The sequence below is a fragment of the Faecalibacterium prausnitzii genome (assembly GCF_019967995.1).
GTDB classification, from domain to species: domain Bacteria; phylum Bacillota; class Clostridia; order Oscillospirales; family Ruminococcaceae; genus Faecalibacterium; species Faecalibacterium prausnitzii_E.
The window spans coordinates 569,606-590,475 of sequence record NZ_CP065377.1; the positions used below are offsets into that span (position 1 = coordinate 569,606).

Below are 20,870 nucleotides of genomic sequence, written 5' to 3' on the forward strand. Positions count from 1 at the left end.
CTTTTTTACAAATTTCTGCAAAAATCATTGCAGAGCCTTCCGGATGATGTTGTAGAGCACGGGTTTCATGGCGTCGATGTGGTCGGGTTTGCCTTCGAGGATGGACGAGTAGCACACCGACATGCACATGCTGCCCAGCGCCGTGATGCGCTGATAGACTTCGCGCTCGGTCAGGCCGGCCATTTCGGGGCTGGACATGATGGCGTGGAGCAGTTTGCACATCAGCGGCTCGGCCTCGCCGGAGGCTTCGATCTTGTCCAGCCCCGGCCAGACGAAGCTGCGCTCCAGAAAACGGAGCATCAGGGTGTCGTTCCGCAGGGCCTCGATGATGTGGTCGATGACGAAGATCATCTTGTCGGGAAAATCCATCGGCGCGCTGGTGCGCTCACAGGCCGTCACGGCGTCGTCCAGCAGCTGGTAGCTCACGCGGGCCAGAAGCGCCTGGGTCACAGCACCTTTGTCGGCAAAATAGAGATAGAAGGTGCCTTTGCCCACCTTGGCGCGGGAGGTGATATCCTCCACGCTGGTCTTGGATGCGCCCCGCTCCAGGAACAGCTCGTATGCTGCATCCAGAAGCGCCCGGCGCTTTTCCTGCTTTTTGCCTTCCACGGTATTCATGCTTTGGGTCGATTCCTCTTTTCTGCGATGTTCTGTCGTGTAAACATTATTTTAGCAATGCTTTCCTCCCGGTGCAAGCCCCAAATAGCCGATCGGTGTTAGACAATTTTCAGTGGATGATAAAAAAACTGACGTTTGGTCAGTTTTTGTCTTGACACTTTCCGCCAGCTGGTTATAATAGTGCTTGCTCAGAAGTGACTGCGAGTCATTTTTGAGCGCCAATTCTGTTCCAACATTTCAATGGAGGGTTTTCATGAAAAAGATCGCACAGGGCATTGTGCGTCTGCGCAAACTGATCTTAACAGTAGCCATCCTGCTGTTGATCCCTTCCGCGATAGGCGCCGTTGCCACCCGCATCAACTACGACGTCCTCACCTATCTGCCGCAGGAGCTTGACTCCATGATCGGCGAACGGGCATTGGAGGACGACTTCCATCTGGCCTCCACCGGTATGATCACGGTCGAGGGCCTGCCCACGAACGAGCTCATCGCCATGAAGAAGGACATCGACGCCGTGCCCGGTGTCACCCAGACCTTCTGGCTGAGCGATGTGATCGACCCCAGCATCCCTACTGAGATGCTCCCGGCGGACATCCAGCAGTTCATGTTCGGCAAAAATGATTCCACCATGCTCATCGTCCGGTTCGACGGCCCCAGCGCCAGCGACGAGACGATGAACGCGGTCAAGGAGATCAAGAAGGTGCTCCGGAAGGATACCTTCTTTGGCGGCATGAGCGTCATCCTGCAGGACACCAAGGCCCTGATCAATGAAGAGATGCCGCTGTATATCCTGTGCGCTGTGGGCGCCAGTATGCTGGTGCTGTTCCTCTCGCTGGAGAGCACCATCACCCCGGTGCTGTTCATGCTGGGCCTGCTGTTCCCCATCGTGTACAACTTTGGCACGAACATCTTCCTCGGCCAGATCAGCTACATCACCCAGGCGCTGTCCACCGTGCTGCAGCTGGGCGTCACGATGGACTTCTCCATCTTCCTGCTGCACCGCTATCAGGAGGAAAAAGAGCTTCGCTCCTCCAATGAGGAAGCCATGGTCAGCGCCATCTGCAAGACCATGACCTCCATTTCCGCTTCGTCGCTGACCACCATCGCAGGCTTCCTGGCCCTGTGTGCCATGCGCCTGACGCTGGGCCGCGACATCGGCATCGTCATGGCAAAAGGCGTGGCGCTGGGCGTTATCTGCACCGTCGTCATCCTGCCGGCGCTGATCCTGACCTTTGATAAGTGGGTCGAGAAATACAAGCACCGCACCATCATCCCGCAGCTGACCAGGACCAGCTACTTCGTTTCCAAACATGCAGCCCCCATTGTGGCGGTCTTCCTCGTGCTGCTGGTGCCCTTTGTGGCGGCACAGCAGAAGACCGAAGTCTACTACACCCTGTTCGATTCGCTGCCCCAGGACCTGACCGGCATCGTCGGCACCAACAAGCTGGGCGAGGATTTCGGCATGACCACCTCGCACTTCATTCTGGTGCATGACGACCTGACCGCCACCCAGGTCTCCGACCTGTGCGACGAACTCAAGGACGTGGACGGCATCACTCAGGTCATCAGCCTGGATTCCGTCACCGGCCCCGGCTTTGATACCGGCCTGCTGCCCGACAGCGTGACCGAGATCCTGCAATCCGGCGGGTACAAGCTCATCCTCGCCAACAGTTCCTATAAGACCGGCACCAACGCCATCAACAACCAGCTGGACGAGATGAACGCCGCCATCAAAGCGGTGGACCCCGAAGGCGTCATCACCGGCGAGGGTGCCATGACCAAAGACCTGATCGAGGTCGCGGATGTGGACTTCAAGAACGTCAACGTCTGGTCCATTCTGGCCGTTGCCGCCATCATCTTGATCTCTTTCCGCAGCCTGTCCATCCCGGTGCTGCTGGTGGCCAGCATTGAAGCTGCCATCTCCATCAACATGGGCATCCCGTACTTCACCGGCACCCAGCTGCCGTTCATCGCCAGCATCGTCATCGGCACCATCCAGCTGGGCGCAACCGTGGACTACTCCATCCTGATGACCACCCGTTACCACGAGGAGCGCAGCTACGGCCGCACCCCGAAGGAAGCAGCCCAGCAGTCGCTGGAGCATTGCAGCCAGTCCATCCTGACCAGCGGCCTGACCTTCTTCGCCGCCACCGTCGGTGTGGCAGCCATCAGCAAGATGGAGCTGCTGAAGAGCATCTGCCTGCTCATCTCCCGCGGCGCACTCATCAGCATGGCTGTCATCCTGATCGTCCTGCCCGCTGCCCTGATGCTGCTGGACTGGATCATCCGCCACACCACCCTGCACTGGCTGGTCCCTGAACCCGCCTCGAAATCTGAAAAGGAGTAATCACCATGAAGAAATCGCTTCGTTTCGCCAGTGCGGCGCTGGCGCTGACTCTCGCCGCCAGCATGACGATGCCTGCCTTTGCCGCAGGCAAGTCCGATTTTGCCAAGTCTGAGAACGTCTACGCCGTCATGAACGCCGATGGCTCCATCAAGAGCACCAGCGTCAGCGAGCATCTGTACAACGCCAACGGCCTGTCTGGTGTGACCGATGTTTCTTCCCTGACCGACATCCAGAACACCGAGAGCGATGCCGCCTTCACCCAGGACGGCGAAAAACTGGTCTGGAACACCGACGACACCGACGTCTATTATAAAGGGACCACCGACCGTGACCTGCCCATCTCGGCCAAAGTCACCTATACGCTGGACGGCGTGACCGACAGCCTGGAGAACCTGATGGGCAAGAGCGGCCACCTGACCATTCAAATCGACCTGACCAACAACGAGACCGGCACCGTGAATGTCAACGGCACCGACCGCACCATCGTCACCCCGCTCATCACGGCGGTGGGCGTCATCTTTGGGGAGGACGCCTCCAATGTGACCGCTGAGCACGGCGTGATTGAGTCTGCCGCCAAGAGCAACGTGGCCGCGTTCGTCACCCTGCCCGGCGTGAAGGATTCGCTGTCCGGTCTGCTGCCGAAGGACCTGTCCACGGTGGAAGATTATTTGCAGGACAGCGTGACTGTGGAAGCCGATGTGGAAAATCTGGCAGCTCCGCAGATCATGCTGGCCGCAGCCACCAGCCCCGATGCGCTGGGCACGGACAATGTCTTTGATCTTGACAGCATCAACGAGCTGACCGACGGCATCCAGCAGCTGAACGACGCCATGAGCCAGCTCATGGACGGTGCGTCTCAGCTGGAAGACGGCGTCTCGCAGCTGGCCGGCGGTACGCTGGCTCTGCTGGATGGTGCATCCCAGCTGAAGACCGGTGTTGCCGCGCTGGACAACGGCCTCGGCCAGCTGACCAACGGCCTCGACACCCTGACCTCCAACAATGCCGCCCTGAATGCCGGTGCCCAGCAGGTGGCCGACGGCGTTCTGGCTTCCGCAAACAAGACCCTGATGGAGGGCGGCCTCATCGACACCCCCATGACCTGGGACAACTATGAAGCCGTCATCGACGAAGTCCTGACCATGAACGACAAGACGCTGGCCGCTGCCCGCAAGAAGATGGTCCGCACCATCTGGGAGCAGGCCCCCAGCTTCAAGGACAGTCAGCTCGACCTGGCCCTCTACCTCTCCGCGACCAAGACCAATCATGATCTGGAAGCAGCCCTCCGCCTGATGCAGAACTACGACCCCTCCATGATCTGCGGTCTGGTGCAGCTGCTGACCAATGCCGACGCCCAGCAGATCGCCCACGAGGAGCTCAAGCTGCAGGCCGAGAACAGCGACGATATCGCCAGCGTCCGCGCTCTGAAGACCAGCCTGAGCCAGATCCAGTACTTCGTTTCCAGCGTCAACCAGTACACCAGCGGTGTCGCCACTGCGGCCGACGGTGCCCACTCTGCCAAGGACGGCAGCGCCCAGCTGGCCTCCGGCAGCAAGACCCTTTACGATGGCGTGAACACCCTGAACAATGGCGTCAGCCAGCTGACCGACGGTGCCACCCAGCTGAGCGATGGCCTGGTCCAGTTCAACGAGGAGGGCATCTCCAAGCTGACCGGCTCGCTGGACACCGACCAGATCCACGCCCTGAAGACGGTCCTGGACGAGATGACCAGCCGCCTGGAAAACTACACCAGCTTCGCCGGTGCACCGGAAGGCGCTTCTTCCAACGTGAAGTTCATCTACAAGACCGGTGAGACCGTGGCCGCCGCCGAGAATACGGCTGTGGCCGAGACCACCACCCAGGAGGGCAGCTTCTTCACCCGCCTGTGGGAGCGCATCGTGAATCTGTTCAAGTTCTGAACACTTTGAAGTAGAAGGAAAACAGGAACGCCCCCTGGTATCGCTACGATACCAGGGGGCGTTTTGCTGCCATTTGGCAGGATAGAACGTTCTCAGAACCAGTTGATGTCCACGATGACCAGCTCCGGCGGATTGTTGATGCGGGGGACCGGCGTACCCTTGCCGTCGCCCAGACCGCGGCTGATGATGAGGGAGGTGTCGCCGATCTGATGCAGCCCCGCGGTCAGCGTGGGCAGGAAGCCCTGATCCGGCGTGTAAAGCCCGCCGATGCCGGGGATGCGGATCATCCCGCCGTGGGTGTGGCCGCAGAGCGCCAGATCGACCGGCACGTCAGAGAAGAAGCCATCCTCCAGAAAATATTCCGGGTAGTGGACCAGCAGCAGCTTGAAGGCATCCAGCTGCTCAAAACTCTCGAAATATGCACTGGCGTACCGCTCGTAGGAAGCGGGTGCTTCGGCCACGCCGCCGATGGCGATGGTGTTGCCGTTGACCTCCAGCGTCTCAGTCTCGTCTGCCAGGAAGTGGACGCCGATGGCCTCCAGATCTGTCCCGATGGGGGAGTTGTGAAAAACGATCTTGGGCCATTCGTGGTTGCCGGGCACGTAGTACACCGGCGCGATCTTGACCAGCTCGGTGCACAGGTCGGTGACGACGGAATAGTCGTCCACCAGCTTGTCGTTCATGTCGCCGGTGATGGCGATGATGTCCGGTTTGAGCGCGGTGATCCGCTCGATCAGCTCCGCATTGTGGTCGCCGAACTCATGCAGATGCAGATCGGACAGCTGCACGACCCGGACGTTCGAGGTCAGCTTGTCGGACTGGACCTGATAGTAGCTCTCGACGAAGCTCTGATGCTTTGCAATAAGGGTGAAGATGCCCCACAGGGCCGCCAGCAGCACCGCCAGCCCCAACACGAACTGAAAGATGCCCAGGACGATTTTTTTCAAAGGGCCGAAACGGGCCTTGCGGGGTGCGTAATGAGAAGCCAAAGATTATCCCTCCTGTCTGGTTTTAGAGCGCATTGCCTCACGCAGCAGTGCGCGGATGGAATAGGCATTGTTGGCCTTGCTCTCCGAAATGCCGATGGCGTATTCGTAGGTCGCCTCGGTGCTCTCGGCGTTGTAGGCCGCGATGAGGCGGTGGAAGTAATCGGCAAAGCTCTCGGCGTCCTCCATCCGGCACTGGTCGAAGAAGCCGATGAACTGCTGGCCGCCGTTGTAATAGACGGTGCCGCAGGTGGCCGAGGCTTCCTTCAGGAAGCCGGCAAACTGGTCCAGCATCGCGTTGCCGCGTTCGCGGCCGTAGGCGGTGTTGATCTGGCTCAGGTTGGTCAGCTCCACCACCACACAAACGGTATCGTCCGGCAGGACGCGGCTACTGTTGTTCCGGATGAACAGATCACAGGCGGTGCGGTTGGGCATATCCAGCGACTGCTCGGTGAAGAACAGGTATTCCACAAAGTCCTGGATACGGCCCAGCAGGATGGCGCCGCAGACGCCCAGGATGAAGAAGACCGCAACGCCCAGCAGGATATACAGCTTGACGTTGATCTTCTCGCTGACCGTGGTGCTGGCCAGAACGCCCAGATTGACCGCGCCGCAGTATTCATTGTACTCCTTCATGGTGATGGAGAGGCTCTCATACAGGGAGTTCAGCTGACTCTGCAGGGCGTCGATCTCCTGCTCCACAGACTGCTGGGAGAAGGCCTTGTTCTCGCTGGAAACATCCGTGGAGTCGGCTGCATCCTGGAACACGTCGATGATATACTGGCAGTAGGCAGCGTCGATGACGTTGTTGGACTTGCGGTTCAGGATCGTCACGTAGTCGCTGATGAGGGTGTCGTAGACGGTGGTGCGGTCTACTTTGGTGTCATACTCGTAGACCTCGCTCAGCACGAAGCCGCCGGCGTCATCCTCGGTGCCGGTCCGGGCTCCTCTTTGATAGTAGAGGGAGCCGTCCTTGTTCTTGTTGCCGTAGCTCTGGATGACTTCCAGTACGGCGGCGACCTTCTCGGTGTCCACATCGCCGTCCATGATGTAGGTGTTGTAGCGCTCCTGGTATTTTTTGAGCAGGACTTCCCGGTTCTGCGTCAGCTTGCCGCCCAAAATCTCGGAGAAGAGATAGGGGATCTCAACGTCGCCGACGTAGTTGTACTCATCGAGCAGGTCCGAGAGAGACATCCCGGTGTGGGAAGAGATGAACTCTGGGTGCGATTTCTGGCAGTTGATGAGGTTGGAGGAGATCTCGGAAACGGTGTTTTTCAGGATCTCCGCCTGTTCGAGGTAGTCGTAGCCATGGCCGTCCAGCGCAGAGGCATTGTTGGGGATGGTGTAATAGTCCACGTATTTTTCGCCGAAGCTGGCAAAGTAGCAGCTCAGGATCTCATCCAGCATGGTGCGGGCGTACTCGGTGTTGTAATTGCTGCTGAGCGAGAGCGTGACGAGGTATTCGGTGGATTGGTATTCCTCCACGTCCTCACCTTTTTCAATTTTGGCCGCCTGGGTCTTGGCCACATCGTCGGGCACGATGGGGGTGACCGTGCCGCCGGAGCGGATGGTATCCACGTTGACGGTCAGGTCCAGATTTTCAATAGCCTGCTTGACGACGGAGGAAGAGAAGATCTCCGAAACATCCAGTTCGCCGCCGCTGGGGGTCTTGCCGTCCTCGGCCTGGGAGTAGTTGTATTTGATGATGGACTGCGCCGTATAGGCCTGATTGCTGGTGGCATAGCGCATGAAGAACACACCCGCACAGAACGACATCAGCGCGATGAGCGGCCACCATTTTTTCAGATATCGGATGATGTTAAAGCTTTTCATTTCGTTTTGTCCTTATCGCGGATGACTTTGCTCTTGGCGAGGACCCAGGCGCAGAGTGCACAGAACGTGACGCCGCCGGTCAGGATCATCCACTTGATGCTCAGCTCGTCGGCCAGGGAACGTTTCTCGAAACTGATGGTCAGGTAGTTTTTGGTCTTGTAGCGGATGTATTCCTTGTTGAGGATCCGGGAGGTCTCGATAAGGTTCTCCAGCTTCTGCTTCATATCCTGGATCATGCTCTCGGCGGTCGCAACGCTGGAAGGCGTATTGGCCGTCTGGGCATTCATCTGGCGGATGGCGTATTCGTTTTTCTGGATGATGGCCATCGTATCGTTGGCGGAGTCGTTGGCGCTCTCGGCTGCCGAGGCCTGGTAGTCAATGGCGACCTTGGTGCGGGACATATAGAAGTTGTTCTGGGTGTCCAGCGTGGGGATCAGAACAACGGCAGTCAGGGCCGAATCGTAGATCTCGATGGTGTGCAGGCGGTTCTGGTATTCAGCCATGAGTTTCTGGTAGCTGATGTTTTTCAGAAAGTTCTGGTATTCCAGCTTGCTGATGTAGCGTTCCCGGTTTTTGGAGAGGCCGCTCTGCAAAACATAGGAATCGTATTTTTCAAGGTCGATGCTGGTGAAATTGTCCACCATCTGGCGCAGAGAGGTGAAGGTTTCGCCGGTGAGTTCGGAGCGGAAGGTGCCGTTCTCCTTGGCGTTGGTGTTCAGGAAGCGGTGGAGCTTCTGGCACTCCTTATCAAAGAAGGAGCCGATCTCCATGTACTCCTGCTTGTCGCACTCGGACCAATCGGGGGAGATGCCCATCTCGACGTAGGTATAGTCCTCGTAGAAGGCCTCTTTGTAGGACGCGATGATCAAGCCGAGCATATCTCTGGCCGAGATGCGGGGGCCGATCTCGTCGTTCTTTTCGTAGGTGATGGTGTAGGTGGTGGCGATCTTATAGCTCGTGGTGTCGGAAGGCAGCTGCATTCCGTTGACGTTGGAAGCCCAGGCCGTGATGTTTTCAGCCATATCCTGCGCGGTGACCTGGCCTTCGAGGCCGGCCTTCGCGATGGCGCGGTCCAGCACGTCGTCCGATTTGATGAGCGAGATGTTGAACCGGGTGTTGTTGGGGTAAAGCCCTCTGGTGGCTTCCTCGTAGTTCAGGGCGATCATCATCTTTGCGGTGCGGGCTTTCAGGTGGTACATCACGAAGCTGGTGGAGCACATCACCAGAAGGATGAGGGCCAGGTAGAGGAGGCGGTGCTTCCACAGCCCCTGGAAGAGAAGTTCGACCAGCGCCCAGAACTTACTTTTTTGCGGGCGGTTCGGTTGGTTTGTTTTGGGAGATGGCATGGTTGTAGATCACCTCGTTTCGATCCAGCAGCTTCATGGCGTGGCCGATGGGCAGCAGCATGAAGATCGTGTTCATATAGCAGTAAAAGGCGGTGTTGTCGGTCGCGTAGGTCACAAACGCATAAATGGTGCAGTACAACAGCAGGAAAGCGGTCTCGGTGCCGTACTGCTTCTGGCACCAGACGACCTTGCCCTGCCAGCTGAGCCAGATCCAGAAGGAAAAGCCCCAGAAGCCAAGCTCAATGTACATGGTCACAAGGTCGTTGTGCATCCCGCCGAAGTCGTGGGTGCCAAAGACGCCGATGCCCGCTGCGTTCATGATGCTGATATACCGCGTGACCCAGCCGATGCCGTAGCCGCGGAACGTAGGGCTGAAGGAATACAGGTCGGTGAAGGCTTCGTACAGGCCCTTGCGGCCCATGGTGTCGATGCCCAGGGTGTCCACCGTCCAGCTGAACAGGCCCGACCAGATGAAGAAGACGTAGAACAGGCAGGCGGCGATGGCGAAGATGGAGATGGAATGGAGCACAAAGTTCTGCCCCTTGGGCTTGAGCCGGGTGATGAACAGGTGCATCACCAGCACGCCGAGCATACCGATGAGGGCGATGCGCTTGAGACCCAGATAGAAGAAGCCCGCCGCCAGTGTGAGATGGACGACCCGCCGCCAACCTTTTTCAAAGAGGGCGTAATAGAGGACCATCAGACCGAACCCGAAGGTCAGGTCGTGGACTTCCAGCGCTTTGATGGGCGCATTGGTGTCTACGCCGCCGGATTTGGCAAAGGCGATGAAGCCAGTGATGAACTCGCTCAGGCCGTAAGGCCGGAGGCTGTCGAACACCAGGATGCAAACATTGGCGATGCACATGCCGTAGAAGGTGTAGTCGATGGCTTTGCCGCCGAACAGATACACTGCTGCGCACATCGAGGTAAGCGAGATCATGTGGTAGAGGATGGTGGAACACCCGCGGGACATGTAGTTCAGCTGCTGGAAATCCAGCGACCAGACAAGCATGGACCACGCCGCCATCATCACAAAGGGGATGAGAAAGATGATGTAATATTCCTCGATGAGGGGCAATCGGTTGAAGTCTCCGGTGATGAGCAGAAAACAGGCGGCCAGGCCGACCACGGCGGCCTGCACCAGGTACTTCATGAACCAGGGCAGGCCCATGCCGCGGTACCAGAACCCGATGCCCATCATGGCAATGTAGAGCAGCGGCAGCCAGAACGGCCGCTGCGCCGATTTCCGCTTCAGGAATTGTGTTCCTCCATGCTGCGCAAGATACTCCCAGTTTCCGCTGCCATATCCCCCAAAGAGTAGTTTTATAAAACTTTGCATCTGCCCTCCTGTGCGAGCCTGCGGGCAAGCCGCGGCTCTTCGCGTTCGTTCAGTTCAAAAGCTCCACGATGGCCTGATAGTTGCGGGCACAGTTCTGGTCATCCACCTGGTCGAACAGTGCGTCCACACGCTTTGCGTAGAAGGGGGATATCATGCCGTTCTGGGCCAGAGCGCGGTCCAGCTCCCGGAAGAGCGCTGCCTGCTCGGTGACCACAGGCCCGAAGCCGTCGTCCCGGTAGCTGAAGTAGCCGACGTCGTGGTGTACGCCCCAATACTGTGCCTCATCGAACTGGTAATAGAGGAGGGGCTTTTTCATATAGGCAAAATCGAACTGTACGCTGGAAAAATCGCTGACCATGACGGCGGATTCCATCAGAAGGGTCTGCACATCGGCCTGACCCAGCGCCGCGATCTTCACCCGCGGGTTGGCGGTGTGGAAGCTGCTCAGAAAACGCTGCACCTCGAAATGAGGGTAGAAGACGGCCTCATAGCCGTGCTTCTCCAGCAGCGCCTCCAGCTCCGGGCTGGAGATGACGTCCTGCCAGTGCCGGAAATAGTCGCTCTGCTCAAACTCGGCCTGGGTCTTCCGCTCGATGGCGTAGGTGCGCCAGGTGGGCATCAGCAGCAGCTGGCGCTTGGTCTCGTGGGGGCGCAGCAGGGCGTCAAACCGGCACAGACCCAGCCGTTTGACAATACCGGCTGGATAATGATAGGCAGATTCTACAAAATCCCGTTCTTTTTGCAGGGAGCAGACGAAAAGGTCGGTGCGGATGTTGGGGTAGTGATACCATTTCATGTCGTCGATGATGACCCCATGCTGCAAAAAGGCGCGGGGGCCATGGACCACATGGAGCTTGTCGAGCATGTAGTAGCTGTCGATCTCCGGGGTGTAGCCCAGCACATGGGTGCTGATCTTCATTTCCGATGCGGCGCAGAGCAGATAGTGCTTCCAGCTGCGGTAGGGCACGACCCGGCCCAGCGCCTGCACCCGCTCATAGTCCGGCAGGGTGGGGTCTGCCACGAACCAGCTGTTCAATTCAGGATGCTCCCGGTTCAGGTAGGCAAAGATGTGGTAGCCGTTGTCCCGCGCTTCGCGGCCCCGCTCGGAGACGAGCCAGACATGCCGGTAATCCTTGTTCCAGCACTTCAGAACGGCAGCACAGCAGGTGGCAGTTTCATATTTCAGGAGTTCCCGCAGCAGATGGAAGGCGCGCCGGGTCTTTCGCAGCAGATCGTTCATAGACGTCGTTCCTTTACATTCGGTTGATAATACAGAAAAAATTCCAATTCATCAGGCGTTCTTCACCACATCGTCATACAGGGCCAGCAGCTGGTCGCAGTAGCGCTCCAGCGTCATCATACGGTCTTTCTTCTGGATGCAGTGGGCCGACATCTCGGCCAGCAGGGACTTGTCTGCATAGAGTGCCCGGATCTTTTCTGCGTAGGCGGCCGGGGTGAAGGTGTCGTTCAGGATGCCGGTGCGGCCCTCTTCCACCAGTTCCGGGATGCCGCCGATCCGGTTGCAGAGCACCGGGGTGCCGAGGGACTGGGATTCCAGCAGAGCCAGCGGGCAGTTTTCGTACCAAATGGACAGGTGCAGGGTGAACAGCGCCCCGGCCACGAGGTCTTCGAGCGCTTTGCCGGTCTGGAAGCCGACGTACTTCACATTGGGCAGGGTGCAGTTTTTGCACAGATCCTCCATGGGGCCGCTGCCCGCGATGACGAAGGGAATGTCCGGCAGCAGCTTGCAGGCTTCGAGGATGCGGTCGATGCCCTTTTCCTCCGAGAGGCGGCCGAAGTAGAGGACATAATCCCCCTTTTCGGCAGGGGCAGCCGCAGCGACCCGGCTCAGAAAGTTGTGCAGCATCACCGTCTTGCCCCGGAAGCGGGGGACGGTGAGGAGCTTCTTCTCCAGAAATGCACTGGGGCAGATGAAGCGGTCGATCTTGTCGTAGACGTGATTGCACTCGTAAAGGGTGCCCTCCACGGCACCAATGAGGCTCTTGGGCAGCGAGCCGTGGATGCAACGCTTTTTCACGCAGGGCCACTTGCTCTTTTTGCCCATGCAGGCTTCGCAGAGCTTTTTGGAGTTGAACTCCATCATCATGTGGTTGGGGCAGAGCATCTGCACATCGTGCACCGTCTGCACCATGGGCACCCCGCATTCCGCCCCGGCGCAGATGACCGAGGGCGTCAACTGGAAATTGATGTTGTTGAAATGGATGAGGTCGGGCTGGAACTGCCCGATGACCTGCTTCAGCTTCCGTTTTGCCTCAGACGAGTAGAGGATGCGGAAGGGGTAGAGCAGCTTTTCCGGCCCGGCGTTGTGGAAATCCATATTGGTGGTGGCGAGGTGCAGGGCATTGCCGACGGTGTTTTTTTCGTCGTACATGCCAAAATATTCGACCTCGTGGCCCAGGCGGGTCAGCTCCTCGCCGATCTTGAGGAAGTAAGTCTCTGCACCGCCGCGGGGGTAGAGAAATTTATTGACGAATAAGATCTTCACAGGGTCCAGCCTTTCGTTGCGAAAAGTAGAATCGGAGGATTCCCACATAATAGGTATGTATAAACAGTTTAATAATAGCATCATCCCTCTTTTTCTGCAATATGTATTCAAAAAATCATCGCAATTTGGCGGGGCAAACGGCCCAAAACCGCAAAAAACCGTGAGCGGCGGAATGGCATCTTCCGCGCCCACGGTTCGTCAGGGGTGGATATTCGGTCAAAGATCGTAAAGTGCGTTCAAAAATTTATTGCAGCGTACTCGGCGCGTCGCTCAGGTTGTGCACGATGCCGTACCAGCGGCAGTTCGTCTGTGTGCTCAGGTCCACATCGCTGAACTTGGTCACGCCCGAACCGTTGATGTCCGCATTGAAGACCTTGTACATCGTCTTGCCTGCGGGGCTGGCCGGGAAGACGTAGGCCGTCAGGCCGGTGGGCCAGGTATTGGAAGCAACGTACCATTTGAGATTCGTGATGTAAACGACATACTGGCCGGAGCCGAACTGGAACCCCTTCTGGTAGGTGTCGATGTAGCAGTCCGAGAAGCGGGGGCCGTTGCCCCGGATGTATGCGAAGACGGTGTTCTCCAACAGGGCCTTTTTGGTGTCGTTGTCGCTGTAGTTGAAATCGAAGCACCAGGCGTGAATGTTGTGGAAGATGCTGCTGCCGTTGCACGAGAGCGCCGTCTTCACGTTCAGGATGACGGTGTCGCTGTACATCGAATCGCCGGTGTCATAAATGCCTACGGCGTTCGGGTAGTCCAGAGAAGACTCGATCATACAGTTGCGCACCATCAGCTCATACGAGAGGTTCGCTTCCGTCTGACCGTCACTGGTGGTCATAGACGAGTCGTTGAACTTGCCGCAGATGCCGTACCGCTGGAAGTTCTGGATGGAGATATGGTCCAACAGAGTGCATTTCTGCCGTGCCACGGCGATGCAGTCATCTGCCTTGAAGTTCGCGTTGACCTTGCCGTTGCCCCGGATGAACATGTCCTGCTGGGGCGTTTCGGGCGGGTACATCTTGCCGCGGATCTCGATGAACCGGTCCACCTTGGTGCTGGCCGTGCATTTCAGCTCGGCGTTGTCCAGTTCCATGTAGCACTGGTCGAATACCAGCTTGCCGGAAAACGCATACACGCCCTTCGGGAAATACAGCGTCTCAGCCGGGTGCGCGGCGATGAGCGCGTTGAACGCGGCCAGGTTGTCGGTGGTGCCGTCCCCTTTGAAGCCGTGATCCAGCACGTTCAGCATTCCGCTGCCGCCGCCTGTGCTCAGGGGGGTGCCATTCAGGTCGTATACCATATCAGTTTGCCTCCATCAGGGTCGTAATCTGTGTGTCGGTCAGCGCCGTGTCGAATACCTGGAAGTCGTACACCGTGCCATTGAAGAAACGTGCCTTGCCGTCCGTAGTTTCGCCTGAGGCGGCGGTCCACGAAGCACCAAGGATCAGCGAACGATCCACGGTCTTGTTCGCGGCATAGTTCGGGATGTTCTTCCATTCGGTCATGGAACCGTATGACAGAAATCGGAACTGCGTCCCCTTGATCTGGAGCAGAAACTTCAGTTTCTTCCCGGATTCGATCTTGACAAAGTGACTGCCGTAGGTGAACATGTTCATGCCAACGGTTCCGTTGGTCCATGTTGAAACGATGATGCCTCTCTGATCGTTGGTGATATCGCTGAAGCAATCAAGCAACGTTGTCACCGTATTAACTGCACGGTCAGCCACCGTAAAGGTGGCGTACACCGTCAGATCCATGCCGGTGTCGATGGCTGCGAACGGCTTGATTCCCGTGTCGATCCATTCTTTGTTGGCCGGCACAAAGGTCTTCTGAGCCGCCAGTTTATAGCGCGGCGTCGGCAGGCCGTTGTTGGGGGGATTTGGTGTGTCCGGCTGGCTGGGCGTGGGCGGGACATCGGGCAGGCTGCTGCCGCTCCAGAGTGCAGCCAGTGCGTTGTAGTGGGGCAGCATCTCGCCGTTGTCGTAGACGGCGTGGCGGAACAGCGCAAGGATGAGCCCGCGCTCCTCGTCGGACAGGCCGGATGCGGCGTTGCGAAGCTCCCGCTTGACCTGCTGCAAAAACTGCTGCCACGCCGGGGTGCCCGGTTCGGGCAGGGTTGGGTCCGTGGTGCCGGAGTTGCTCAGCACCCTGTAGGGGACGCTGGCGCTGGTCACGGTGCGGGTGCCGTCGGAGCCTTCAAAGGTGACGGTCCCGCTGCCGCCCTGCGCGGTGACGAGGGCAGGCACCTCGACGGCCCCGTCGGCCACAAGAGTGGTCAGCGGCCCGGCCGGACCGGGCAGATGCCAGAACGCTGCAACGGTGGTCCCATCCCACTCGCCGGAGCAGACGACCCGCAGCCGATAGACGCCGGTGTTGTGCGCGTAGCCAAGCAGCAGCCCGCCGGAATAGCCCGAAAGGACGGCGCGGCCGTTGGAGCAGAGCGTGATTTGTTGTTCGATCATAGAAAACCTCCCATCTGTAAAGTGAATCGAGTGCAAGCAGGAACAGGAAAAAGCAGAACGCTGCCCTGTGCAGGGAAAACGACGCTAAGGGGAATGATCCATTCGATTTACCTCCTTTTAGTTGTGAAATGGCTGCGTTTATGTGTGAAAACAGTATAAATCAACAACGGCAAGTTGTCAAGACGAAATTTGAAGATTTTGTAGCGTGGGTTCAGGTGCGTTGCAATCGCGCGGATGGTGCGTTATAATACAACCACACAGACACGACCAGGAAGCCCAAGGGATGCAGTGTAAGAAAGGAACGTGGATATGAACTATATCATGGCGCTGGATGCCGGGACGACCTCGAACCGCTGCATCCTGTTCAACAAGGCGGGCGAGATGTGCAGCGTGGCTCAGAAAGAGTTCACCCAGTATTTCCCGAAGCCGGGCTGGGTGGAGCATGACGCAAACGAGATCTGGACCACGCAGCTGGGCGTGGCGCTCTCGGCCATGAACCAGATCGGGGCCAGCGCGTCGGATATCGCGGCCATCGGCATCACGAACCAGCGCGAGACCACCATCGTCTGGGACCGTGAGACCGGGGAGCCGGTCTATCATGCCATCGTCTGGCAGTGCCGCCGCACCAGCGCCTACTGCGACGAACTCAAGGCGCGGGGCCTGACCGAGACCTTCCGGGCAAAGACAGGCCTGGTCATTGACGCATATTTCTCCGCCACCAAACTGAAATGGATCCTGGACAACGTGCCCGGCGCGCGGGAAAAGGCCGAGGCCGGGCGGCTGCTGTTCGGCACGGTGGAGACCTGGCTCATCTGGAAGCTGACCTGCGGCCGGGTCCATGTGACCGACTACACCAACGCCAGCCGCACGATGCTGTTCAACATCCACACGCTGGAGTGGGATGAGGATATCCTGCGGGAGCTGAACATCCCGCGCTGTATGCTGCCCACGCCCATGCCGTCCAGCTGCTTCTACGCGGAGGCCGACCCGATGCACTTTGGTTCGGGCATCAAAATTGCAGGTGCAGCGGGCGACCAGCAGGCTGCGCTCTTCGGGCAGACCTGCTTTTCGGCGGGTGAGGCGAAGAACACCTTCGGCACCGGCGGCTTTCTGCTGATGAACACCGGCAAAACGCCGGTCGTCTCGAAAAACGGCCTTGTCACGACCATTGCGTGCAGCAGCGGAAAAAGCGTGAATTATGCGCTGGAAGGTTCCATCTTCGTGGCCGGTGCGGCCATCCAGTGGCTGCGGGACGAGCTGCGGCTGCTGGAAGAAGCCCGCGACTCCGAGTATATGGCCCGGAAGGTGAAGGACACCAACGGCTGTTATGTGGTGCCCGCCTTCACCGGCCTCGGTGCGCCCCACTGGGATCAGTACGCCCGCGGAACCATCGTTGGCCTGACCCGCGGCTGCAACAAAAATCACATCATCCGTGCGACACTGGACAGCCTGTGCTATCAGGTGAACGATGTCCTCCACGCCATGGAGGCCGACTCCGGCATCGCCATGAAGGCCCTGAAGGTGGACGGCGGTGCCTGCGCCAACAACTACCTGATGCAGACCATGGCCGACATCAGCAGCCTGCCGGTGGAGCGCCCCTGCTGCGTGGAAACGACCGCTCTCGGCGCGGCCTACCTTGCCGGTCTGGCCGTGGGCTACTGGCAGTCCACCGACGAGGTGGTCCGGAACTGGTCGGTGGACCGCACCTTCCTGCCGGATATCTCGGCCGAGGAGCGCACCAGGCGCATCAAGGGCTGGAACAAGGCCGTGCGGTGTGCGTATCATTGGGCGCTGGATGAAGAGTGAAGCGGGACAATACGGCGGCTGAGAGGAAGCACTTCGCAATGAAATACGAAAAAAGCTGCGGTGCAGTGATCTATACCGTGCAGAATGGAATGAGGCTTTACCTTGTGGAGCAGATGCAGAAAGGGCATGTGTCCCTTTGCAAAGGCCATGTTGAACAAGATGAATCGGAACATGAAACAGCGATACGGGAGATACGGGAAGAGACCAACCTCGAAGTGGAGTTTGTGGAAGGGTTTCGGAAAACCATCGCGTATTCTCCCAGGATGGACTGCATGAAAACCGTGGTGCTCTTTCTGGCATATGCAGAGCATACGGATGCGAGAGCGCAGGAGAAAGAGGTCAGAGCAATTCAATGGCTGCCGTTTGAAAACGCCGTGGAAGCATTGACCTTTGATTCGACCCGTGAAATACTGCGGCAGGCAGATGCGTTTTTGGATGGGGGAGAACGATAGTCTTTGTGTCACCACTGGTGACACAAGTCAGCTGGGCGAATCATCTGCTGATTATGTCTGGTTCCAAATCCGCAGAAGAACGGCATTTTTATCTTTCTCTTTGTGTAAAAGAACATTATTCAAAACGCGAATTGGAACGTCAAATGGACAGTAAACGGTTTACCTGACACTGGGTGAAACGAGAAGTGTGATTGAATTTACGGAGGAGCGAATGGGCGATTTTACGATAGAAGAGATGCTTGCAATGCAGCAGGCCCTACAGGAAAAATACAAAGACAAGTGGGAGCTGATCGGCCCGGAAGCGGGCAAACATAAATTGCTGTGGATGCTCGGTGAAGTGGGAGAGGTCATCGACATCATCAAGAAAAACGGAGACAGAACTGCTGTTGAGGATGCAGCGATACGGCAGCATCTTGTGGAAGAAATGGCGGATGTGCTCATGTATTACAACGATGTCCTGCTGTGTTATGGAATCAGTGGGCGGGAACTGAAAGAAGCGTATACCGCCAAGTTTGAAAAGAATATGACACGCTGGTAAGAAAGCGCAAAAAAACCCCGGCCAGAGATGTTCGTCTCTCTGGCCGGGGGTTTGTCTATCCAAAACTTATCCCATGACCACCGTGACTTCCACGGTTTCGCCGGGGGCGGCGATGGGGAGCACATTGCCGAGGATGGGAGAACCGTTGACGGTGACGCGCTTCACGCCCTTCTGCACGGCGTCGGGGTTCTCGACCCGGATGTGGTACACGGCCCTGCGGTAGCGGCGGGTGACGGTGAAGCCGGGCAGCGTGTGTGGGATGCAGGGGTCGATCTTCAGACCGTCCAGCGTGGGCTGCACACCGAGGATGTACTGGCTGACGTTGAAGAAGGTCCAGGCGGCGGTGCCGGTCAGCCAGCTGTTCTTTGCCTCGCCGAAGGTCGGGGCGTCGATGCCGGCGACCATCTGGCTGTAGACATACGGCTCGGTGCGGTGGATCTCCGAGATGTCCTCGATGTAGGCGGGGCAGGTCTTCTTGTAGACCTCAAAGGCGCGGTCGCCGTGGCCAAGCACAGTCTCGGCGCAGCTGATCCACGGATTGTTGTGGCAGAAGATGCCTGCATTCTCCTTGTATCCCGGAGGGTAGCTGGAGATCTCGCCGAGGTTGAGGCGGTAGGTGGTGTAGGCGGGCTGGAGCAGAACGACGCCGTACCGGGTGTCGAGCCGCTCTTCCACGCTCCTCAGCGCCTGCTCGGCCTGACCGGTCGTTTTGCCGATGCCCGCCATGACGCACATGCCCTGCGGCTCAATGAAGATCTGGCCCTCGTCGCATTCCTTGCTGCCGATGGGCTGGCCGAAGGCATCGTAGGCGCGGCGGAACCAGGCACCGTCCCAGCCGGCGGTCAGAGCGGCCTGCTCGACTTCCGCGATGGCGGCGCGGGCCTCGGCGGCCTCCTCCGGGAGGCTGCGGTGGTCGCACAGGTCGGCGTACTCGCTGCCGTACTTGACGAACATGCCCGCGATGAAAACGCTTTCGGCCACCGGGCCTTCGCTGGGGCCGGTGATCTGGAAGCTCTCGCCGGGGTGCTCGGAGAAGCAGTTCAGGTTCAGGCAGTCGTTCCAGTCGGCGCGGCCGATGAGGGGCAGGCCGTGGGGGCCGAGGTGGGTGCGGGTGAAGCGGAAGCTGCGGCGCAGATGCTCCATGAGAGGCTGTGCCTTGCTCACATCGTTGTCAAAAGCGACGGACTCGTCCAGAATGGACCAGTCGCCGGTCTCGCGGAGATAGGCAACGGTGCCTGCGATGAGCCAGAGCGGGTCATCGTTAAAGCCGGTGCCAACATCGCGGTTGCCCTTTTTGGTCAAAGGCTGATACTGGTGGTAGGCGCTGCCGTCTTCGAACTGGGTGGCGGCGATATCCAGAATGCGGCCGCGGGCGCGCTCCGGGATCATGTGGACGAAGCCCAGCAGATCCTGGCAGCTGTCGCGGAAGCCCATCCCGCGGCCGATGCCGCTTTCGTAGTAGCTGGCCGAGCGGCTCATGTTGAAGGTGACCATGCACTGGTACTGGTGCCACAGGTTGACCATCCGGTCCAGTTTCTCGTCGCCGGAGTGCAATTGCAGGGTAGAGAGCAGCTTGTCCCAGTGGTCGGCCAGCGCTCTGCGGGCCTCGTCCACCTGGGCGTCGGTGGCATAGCGGGCCATCATGGCCTCGGCGCGGGTCTTATTGATGACGCCGGGGGCGGTGAACTTTTCGTCCATGGGATTCTCAATATAGCCCAGACCGAAGAGGATGGTCCGGGTCTCCCCGGCTTCCAGGGTCAGGTGGAAGTGGTGGGCACCGACCGGGGCCCAGCCGTGGGCGATGCTGTTGGAGCAGCGGCCCGCCTTGACGGCTTCCGGCTCGGCGGGGCCGCCGTATACGCCGCAGAAGGCGTCGCGGGCGGTGTCGAAGCTGGTGACCGGGGTGTTGGCCCAGAACACTGCGTAGTGGTCGCGGCGCTCGCGGTACTCGGTCTTATGGTAGATGGCGCTGCCCACGACCTCCACTTCGCCGGTGGAGAAGTTGCGCTGGAAGTTGGAGCTGTCGTCCATGGCGTCCCACAGGCAGAACTCCACGTAGCTGAACACATCCAGCGTGCGGGGGGTGCCGGTCTTGTTTTCCAGCGTCAGGCGGTCAATCTCGCAGGCGTCGCCGCGCGGGACGAACAGCTCCTGCTGGGCGCGGATGCCGTTCTTCTCACCGGTCAGGATGGTGTAGCCCAGACCGTGGCGGCAGCTGTAGGCGTCCAGCTCGGTCTTGGTGGGCTGCCAGCCGGGGTTCCAGATCGTGCCGCCGTCGTTGATGTAGATGCGGTGGCCGTCCATATCCAGCGGAGAGTTGTTGTAGCGGTAACGGGTGATGCGGCGCAGCCGCGCATCCCGGTAAAAGCTGTAGCCGCCGCCGGTGTTGGACACCAGACTGAAGAAGTCCTCACTGCCCAGATAGTTGATCCAGGGCAGGGGCGTGCGGGGCGTGTCGATCACGTATTCCCGATGCACATCATCAAAATGTCCGAATTTCATACGATCAGTTCCTCCTTTGCAAAAACAGGAAACGCGCTGCAACCATCAGAAAAGCGAAAACGATTAAGAACGCGCTGCAAGAAAAGAGAGAACGATTACGCTGCTTTAAGCATAACCGATTCCACAGCGAAATTCAAGTGGTTTTATGAAATATACAACGCACCGGGCAGGAAGCTGATTTCGGCGAAATTGTAAGGATTTTGTAATGATTTTGAAGAG

Annotated in this window: 16 protein-coding genes; 6 read left to right on the plus strand and 10 right to left on the minus strand. The window is 58.6% G+C overall.

What is annotated here, in order from left to right:
* Window positions 1-24: 24 nt before the first annotated feature.
* Window positions 25-618 (minus strand): TetR/AcrR family transcriptional regulator, encoded by a 594-nt coding sequence (locus I5P96_RS02785; protein WP_223382995.1) that lies wholly within the window; start codon window positions 616-618, stop codon window positions 25-27.
* A gap of 253 nt (window positions 619-871) precedes the next feature.
* Here I5P96_RS02785 and I5P96_RS02790 point away from each other — a divergent pair, with 253 nt between their 5' ends.
* Window positions 872-2,965 (plus strand): efflux RND transporter permease subunit, encoded by a 2,094-nt coding sequence (locus I5P96_RS02790; RefSeq protein WP_223382996.1) that lies wholly within the window; start codon window positions 872-874, stop codon window positions 2,963-2,965.
* A gap of 5 nt (window positions 2,966-2,970) precedes the next feature.
* Window positions 2,971-4,881, plus strand: a complete 1,911-nt coding sequence (locus I5P96_RS02795; RefSeq protein ID WP_223382997.1) for a hypothetical protein — start codon at window positions 2,971-2,973, stop codon at window positions 4,879-4,881.
* Between the two features lie 92 nt (window positions 4,882-4,973).
* Here the strand turns inward: I5P96_RS02795 and I5P96_RS02800 are convergent, their stop codons facing one another.
* From I5P96_RS02800 to I5P96_RS02835, 8 genes are all read right to left on the minus strand, one after another.
* Window positions 4,974-5,870 carry a metallophosphoesterase gene (locus I5P96_RS02800; protein WP_223382998.1) on the minus strand — a complete coding sequence of 299 codons (897 nt, stop codon included), beginning with the start codon at window positions 5,868-5,870 and terminating at the stop codon, window positions 4,974-4,976.
* Between the two features lie 3 nt (window positions 5,871-5,873).
* On the minus strand, window positions 5,874-7,700 hold the full coding sequence (locus I5P96_RS02805; protein ID WP_223383000.1) for a diguanylate cyclase domain-containing protein: 1,827 nt from the start codon (window positions 7,698-7,700) through the stop codon (window positions 5,874-5,876).
* The gene (locus I5P96_RS02810) at window positions 7,697-9,046 is read right to left on the minus strand and encodes a hypothetical protein (RefSeq protein ID WP_223383002.1); all 1,350 of its coding nucleotides are present in this window, start codon (window positions 9,044-9,046) and stop codon (window positions 7,697-7,699) included. Before I5P96_RS02810 ends, I5P96_RS02805 begins: the two co-directional genes overlap by 4 nt.
* A complete protein-coding gene (locus I5P96_RS02815) occupies window positions 9,000-10,385 on the minus strand; it encodes an O-antigen ligase family protein (protein WP_118554004.1) in 1,386 nt (461 codons plus the stop codon). The genes I5P96_RS02810 and I5P96_RS02815 overlap by 47 nt, the downstream gene beginning before the upstream one ends.
* 49 nt (window positions 10,386-10,434) lie before the next feature.
* Window positions 10,435-11,625 carry a CDP-glycerol glycerophosphotransferase family protein gene (locus tag I5P96_RS02820; RefSeq protein ID WP_223383003.1) on the minus strand — a complete coding sequence of 397 codons (1,191 nt, stop codon included), beginning with the start codon at window positions 11,623-11,625 and terminating at the stop codon, window positions 10,435-10,437.
* A gap of 51 nt (window positions 11,626-11,676) precedes the next feature.
* A complete protein-coding gene (locus I5P96_RS02825) occupies window positions 11,677-12,891 on the minus strand; it encodes a glycosyltransferase (RefSeq protein ID WP_223383004.1) in 1,215 nt (404 codons plus the stop codon).
* Between the two features lie 244 nt (window positions 12,892-13,135).
* Window positions 13,136-14,191: a glycoside hydrolase family 55 protein gene (locus I5P96_RS02830; RefSeq protein ID WP_223383006.1), complete on the minus strand. Its 1,056-nt coding sequence runs from the start codon at window positions 14,189-14,191 to the stop codon at window positions 13,136-13,138.
* Between the two features lies 1 nt (window position 14,192).
* On the minus strand, window positions 14,193-15,353 hold the full coding sequence (locus tag I5P96_RS02835; protein ID WP_223383007.1) for a hypothetical protein: 1,161 nt from the start codon (window positions 15,351-15,353) through the stop codon (window positions 14,193-14,195).
* A gap of 309 nt (window positions 15,354-15,662) precedes the next feature.
* On the opposite strand from I5P96_RS02835, the gene glpK reads away from it, so the two are divergent.
* Genes glpK through I5P96_RS02855 form a run of 4 tightly spaced genes read left to right on the plus strand, consistent with a single transcriptional unit; the run spans window position 15,663 to window position 18,149 of the window.
* Window positions 15,663-17,159 carry a glycerol kinase GlpK gene (gene glpK, locus I5P96_RS02840; RefSeq protein WP_118554001.1) on the plus strand — a complete coding sequence of 499 codons (1,497 nt, stop codon included), beginning with the start codon at window positions 15,663-15,665 and terminating at the stop codon, window positions 17,157-17,159.
* Window positions 17,160-17,197: 38 nt separating this feature from the next.
* Window positions 17,198-17,611 carry a bis(5'-nucleosyl)-tetraphosphatase gene (locus I5P96_RS02845; protein ID WP_223383008.1) on the plus strand — a complete coding sequence of 138 codons (414 nt, stop codon included), beginning with the start codon at window positions 17,198-17,200 and terminating at the stop codon, window positions 17,609-17,611.
* 17 nt (window positions 17,612-17,628) lie between these two features.
* A complete protein-coding gene (locus tag I5P96_RS02850; protein ID WP_411703513.1) occupies window positions 17,629-17,778 on the plus strand; it encodes a DUF1016 N-terminal domain-containing protein in 150 nt (49 codons plus the stop codon).
* A gap of 44 nt (window positions 17,779-17,822) precedes the next feature.
* Entirely contained in the window at window positions 17,823-18,149 is a 327-nt protein-coding gene (locus tag I5P96_RS02855) for a dATP/dGTP pyrophosphohydrolase domain-containing protein (RefSeq protein WP_223383009.1), read from the plus strand.
* A gap of 66 nt (window positions 18,150-18,215) precedes the next feature.
* Here the strand turns inward: I5P96_RS02855 and I5P96_RS02860 are convergent, their stop codons facing one another.
* Entirely contained in the window at window positions 18,216-20,651 is a 2,436-nt protein-coding gene (locus I5P96_RS02860; RefSeq protein ID WP_223383010.1) for a GH36-type glycosyl hydrolase domain-containing protein, read from the minus strand.
* Window positions 20,652-20,870: the final 219 nt, after the last annotated feature.

What these genes read in the sequence shown, in the direction of transcription:
- I5P96_RS02785 (WP_223382995.1), bottom strand. Translation starts at nt 618, where the DNA reads ATGAATACCGTGGAAGGCAAAAAGCAGGAAAAGCGCCGGGCGCTTCTG.
- I5P96_RS02790 (WP_223382996.1), top strand. Translation starts at nt 872, where the DNA reads ATGAAAAAGATCGCACAGGGCATTGTGCGTCTGCGCAAACTGATCTTA.
- I5P96_RS02795 (WP_223382997.1), top strand. Translation starts at nt 2,971, where the DNA reads ATGAAGAAATCGCTTCGTTTCGCCAGTGCGGCGCTGGCGCTGACTCTC.
- I5P96_RS02805 (WP_223383000.1), bottom strand. Translation starts at nt 7,700, where the DNA reads ATGAAAAGCTTTAACATCATCCGATATCTGAAAAAATGGTGGCCGCTC.
- I5P96_RS02810 (WP_223383002.1), bottom strand. Translation starts at nt 9,046, where the DNA reads ATGCCATCTCCCAAAACAAACCAACCGAACCGCCCGCAAAAAAGTAAG.
- I5P96_RS02815 (WP_118554004.1), bottom strand. Translation starts at nt 10,385, where the DNA reads ATGCAAAGTTTTATAAAACTACTCTTTGGGGGATATGGCAGCGGAAAC.
- I5P96_RS02820 (WP_223383003.1), bottom strand. Translation starts at nt 11,625, where the DNA reads ATGAACGATCTGCTGCGAAAGACCCGGCGCGCCTTCCATCTGCTGCGG.
- I5P96_RS02830 (WP_223383006.1), bottom strand. Translation starts at nt 14,191, where the DNA reads ATGGTATACGACCTGAATGGCACCCCCCTGAGCACAGGCGGCGGCAGC.
- I5P96_RS02835 (WP_223383007.1), bottom strand. Translation starts at nt 15,353, where the DNA reads ATGATCGAACAACAAATCACGCTCTGCTCCAACGGCCGCGCCGTCCTT.
- glpK (WP_118554001.1), top strand. Translation starts at nt 15,663, where the DNA reads ATGAACTATATCATGGCGCTGGATGCCGGGACGACCTCGAACCGCTGC.
- I5P96_RS02845 (WP_223383008.1), top strand. Translation starts at nt 17,198, where the DNA reads ATGAAATACGAAAAAAGCTGCGGTGCAGTGATCTATACCGTGCAGAAT.
- I5P96_RS02855 (WP_223383009.1), top strand. Translation starts at nt 17,823, where the DNA reads ATGGGCGATTTTACGATAGAAGAGATGCTTGCAATGCAGCAGGCCCTA.
- I5P96_RS02860 (WP_223383010.1), bottom strand. Translation starts at nt 20,651, where the DNA reads ATGAAATTCGGACATTTTGATGATGTGCATCGGGAATACGTGATCGAC.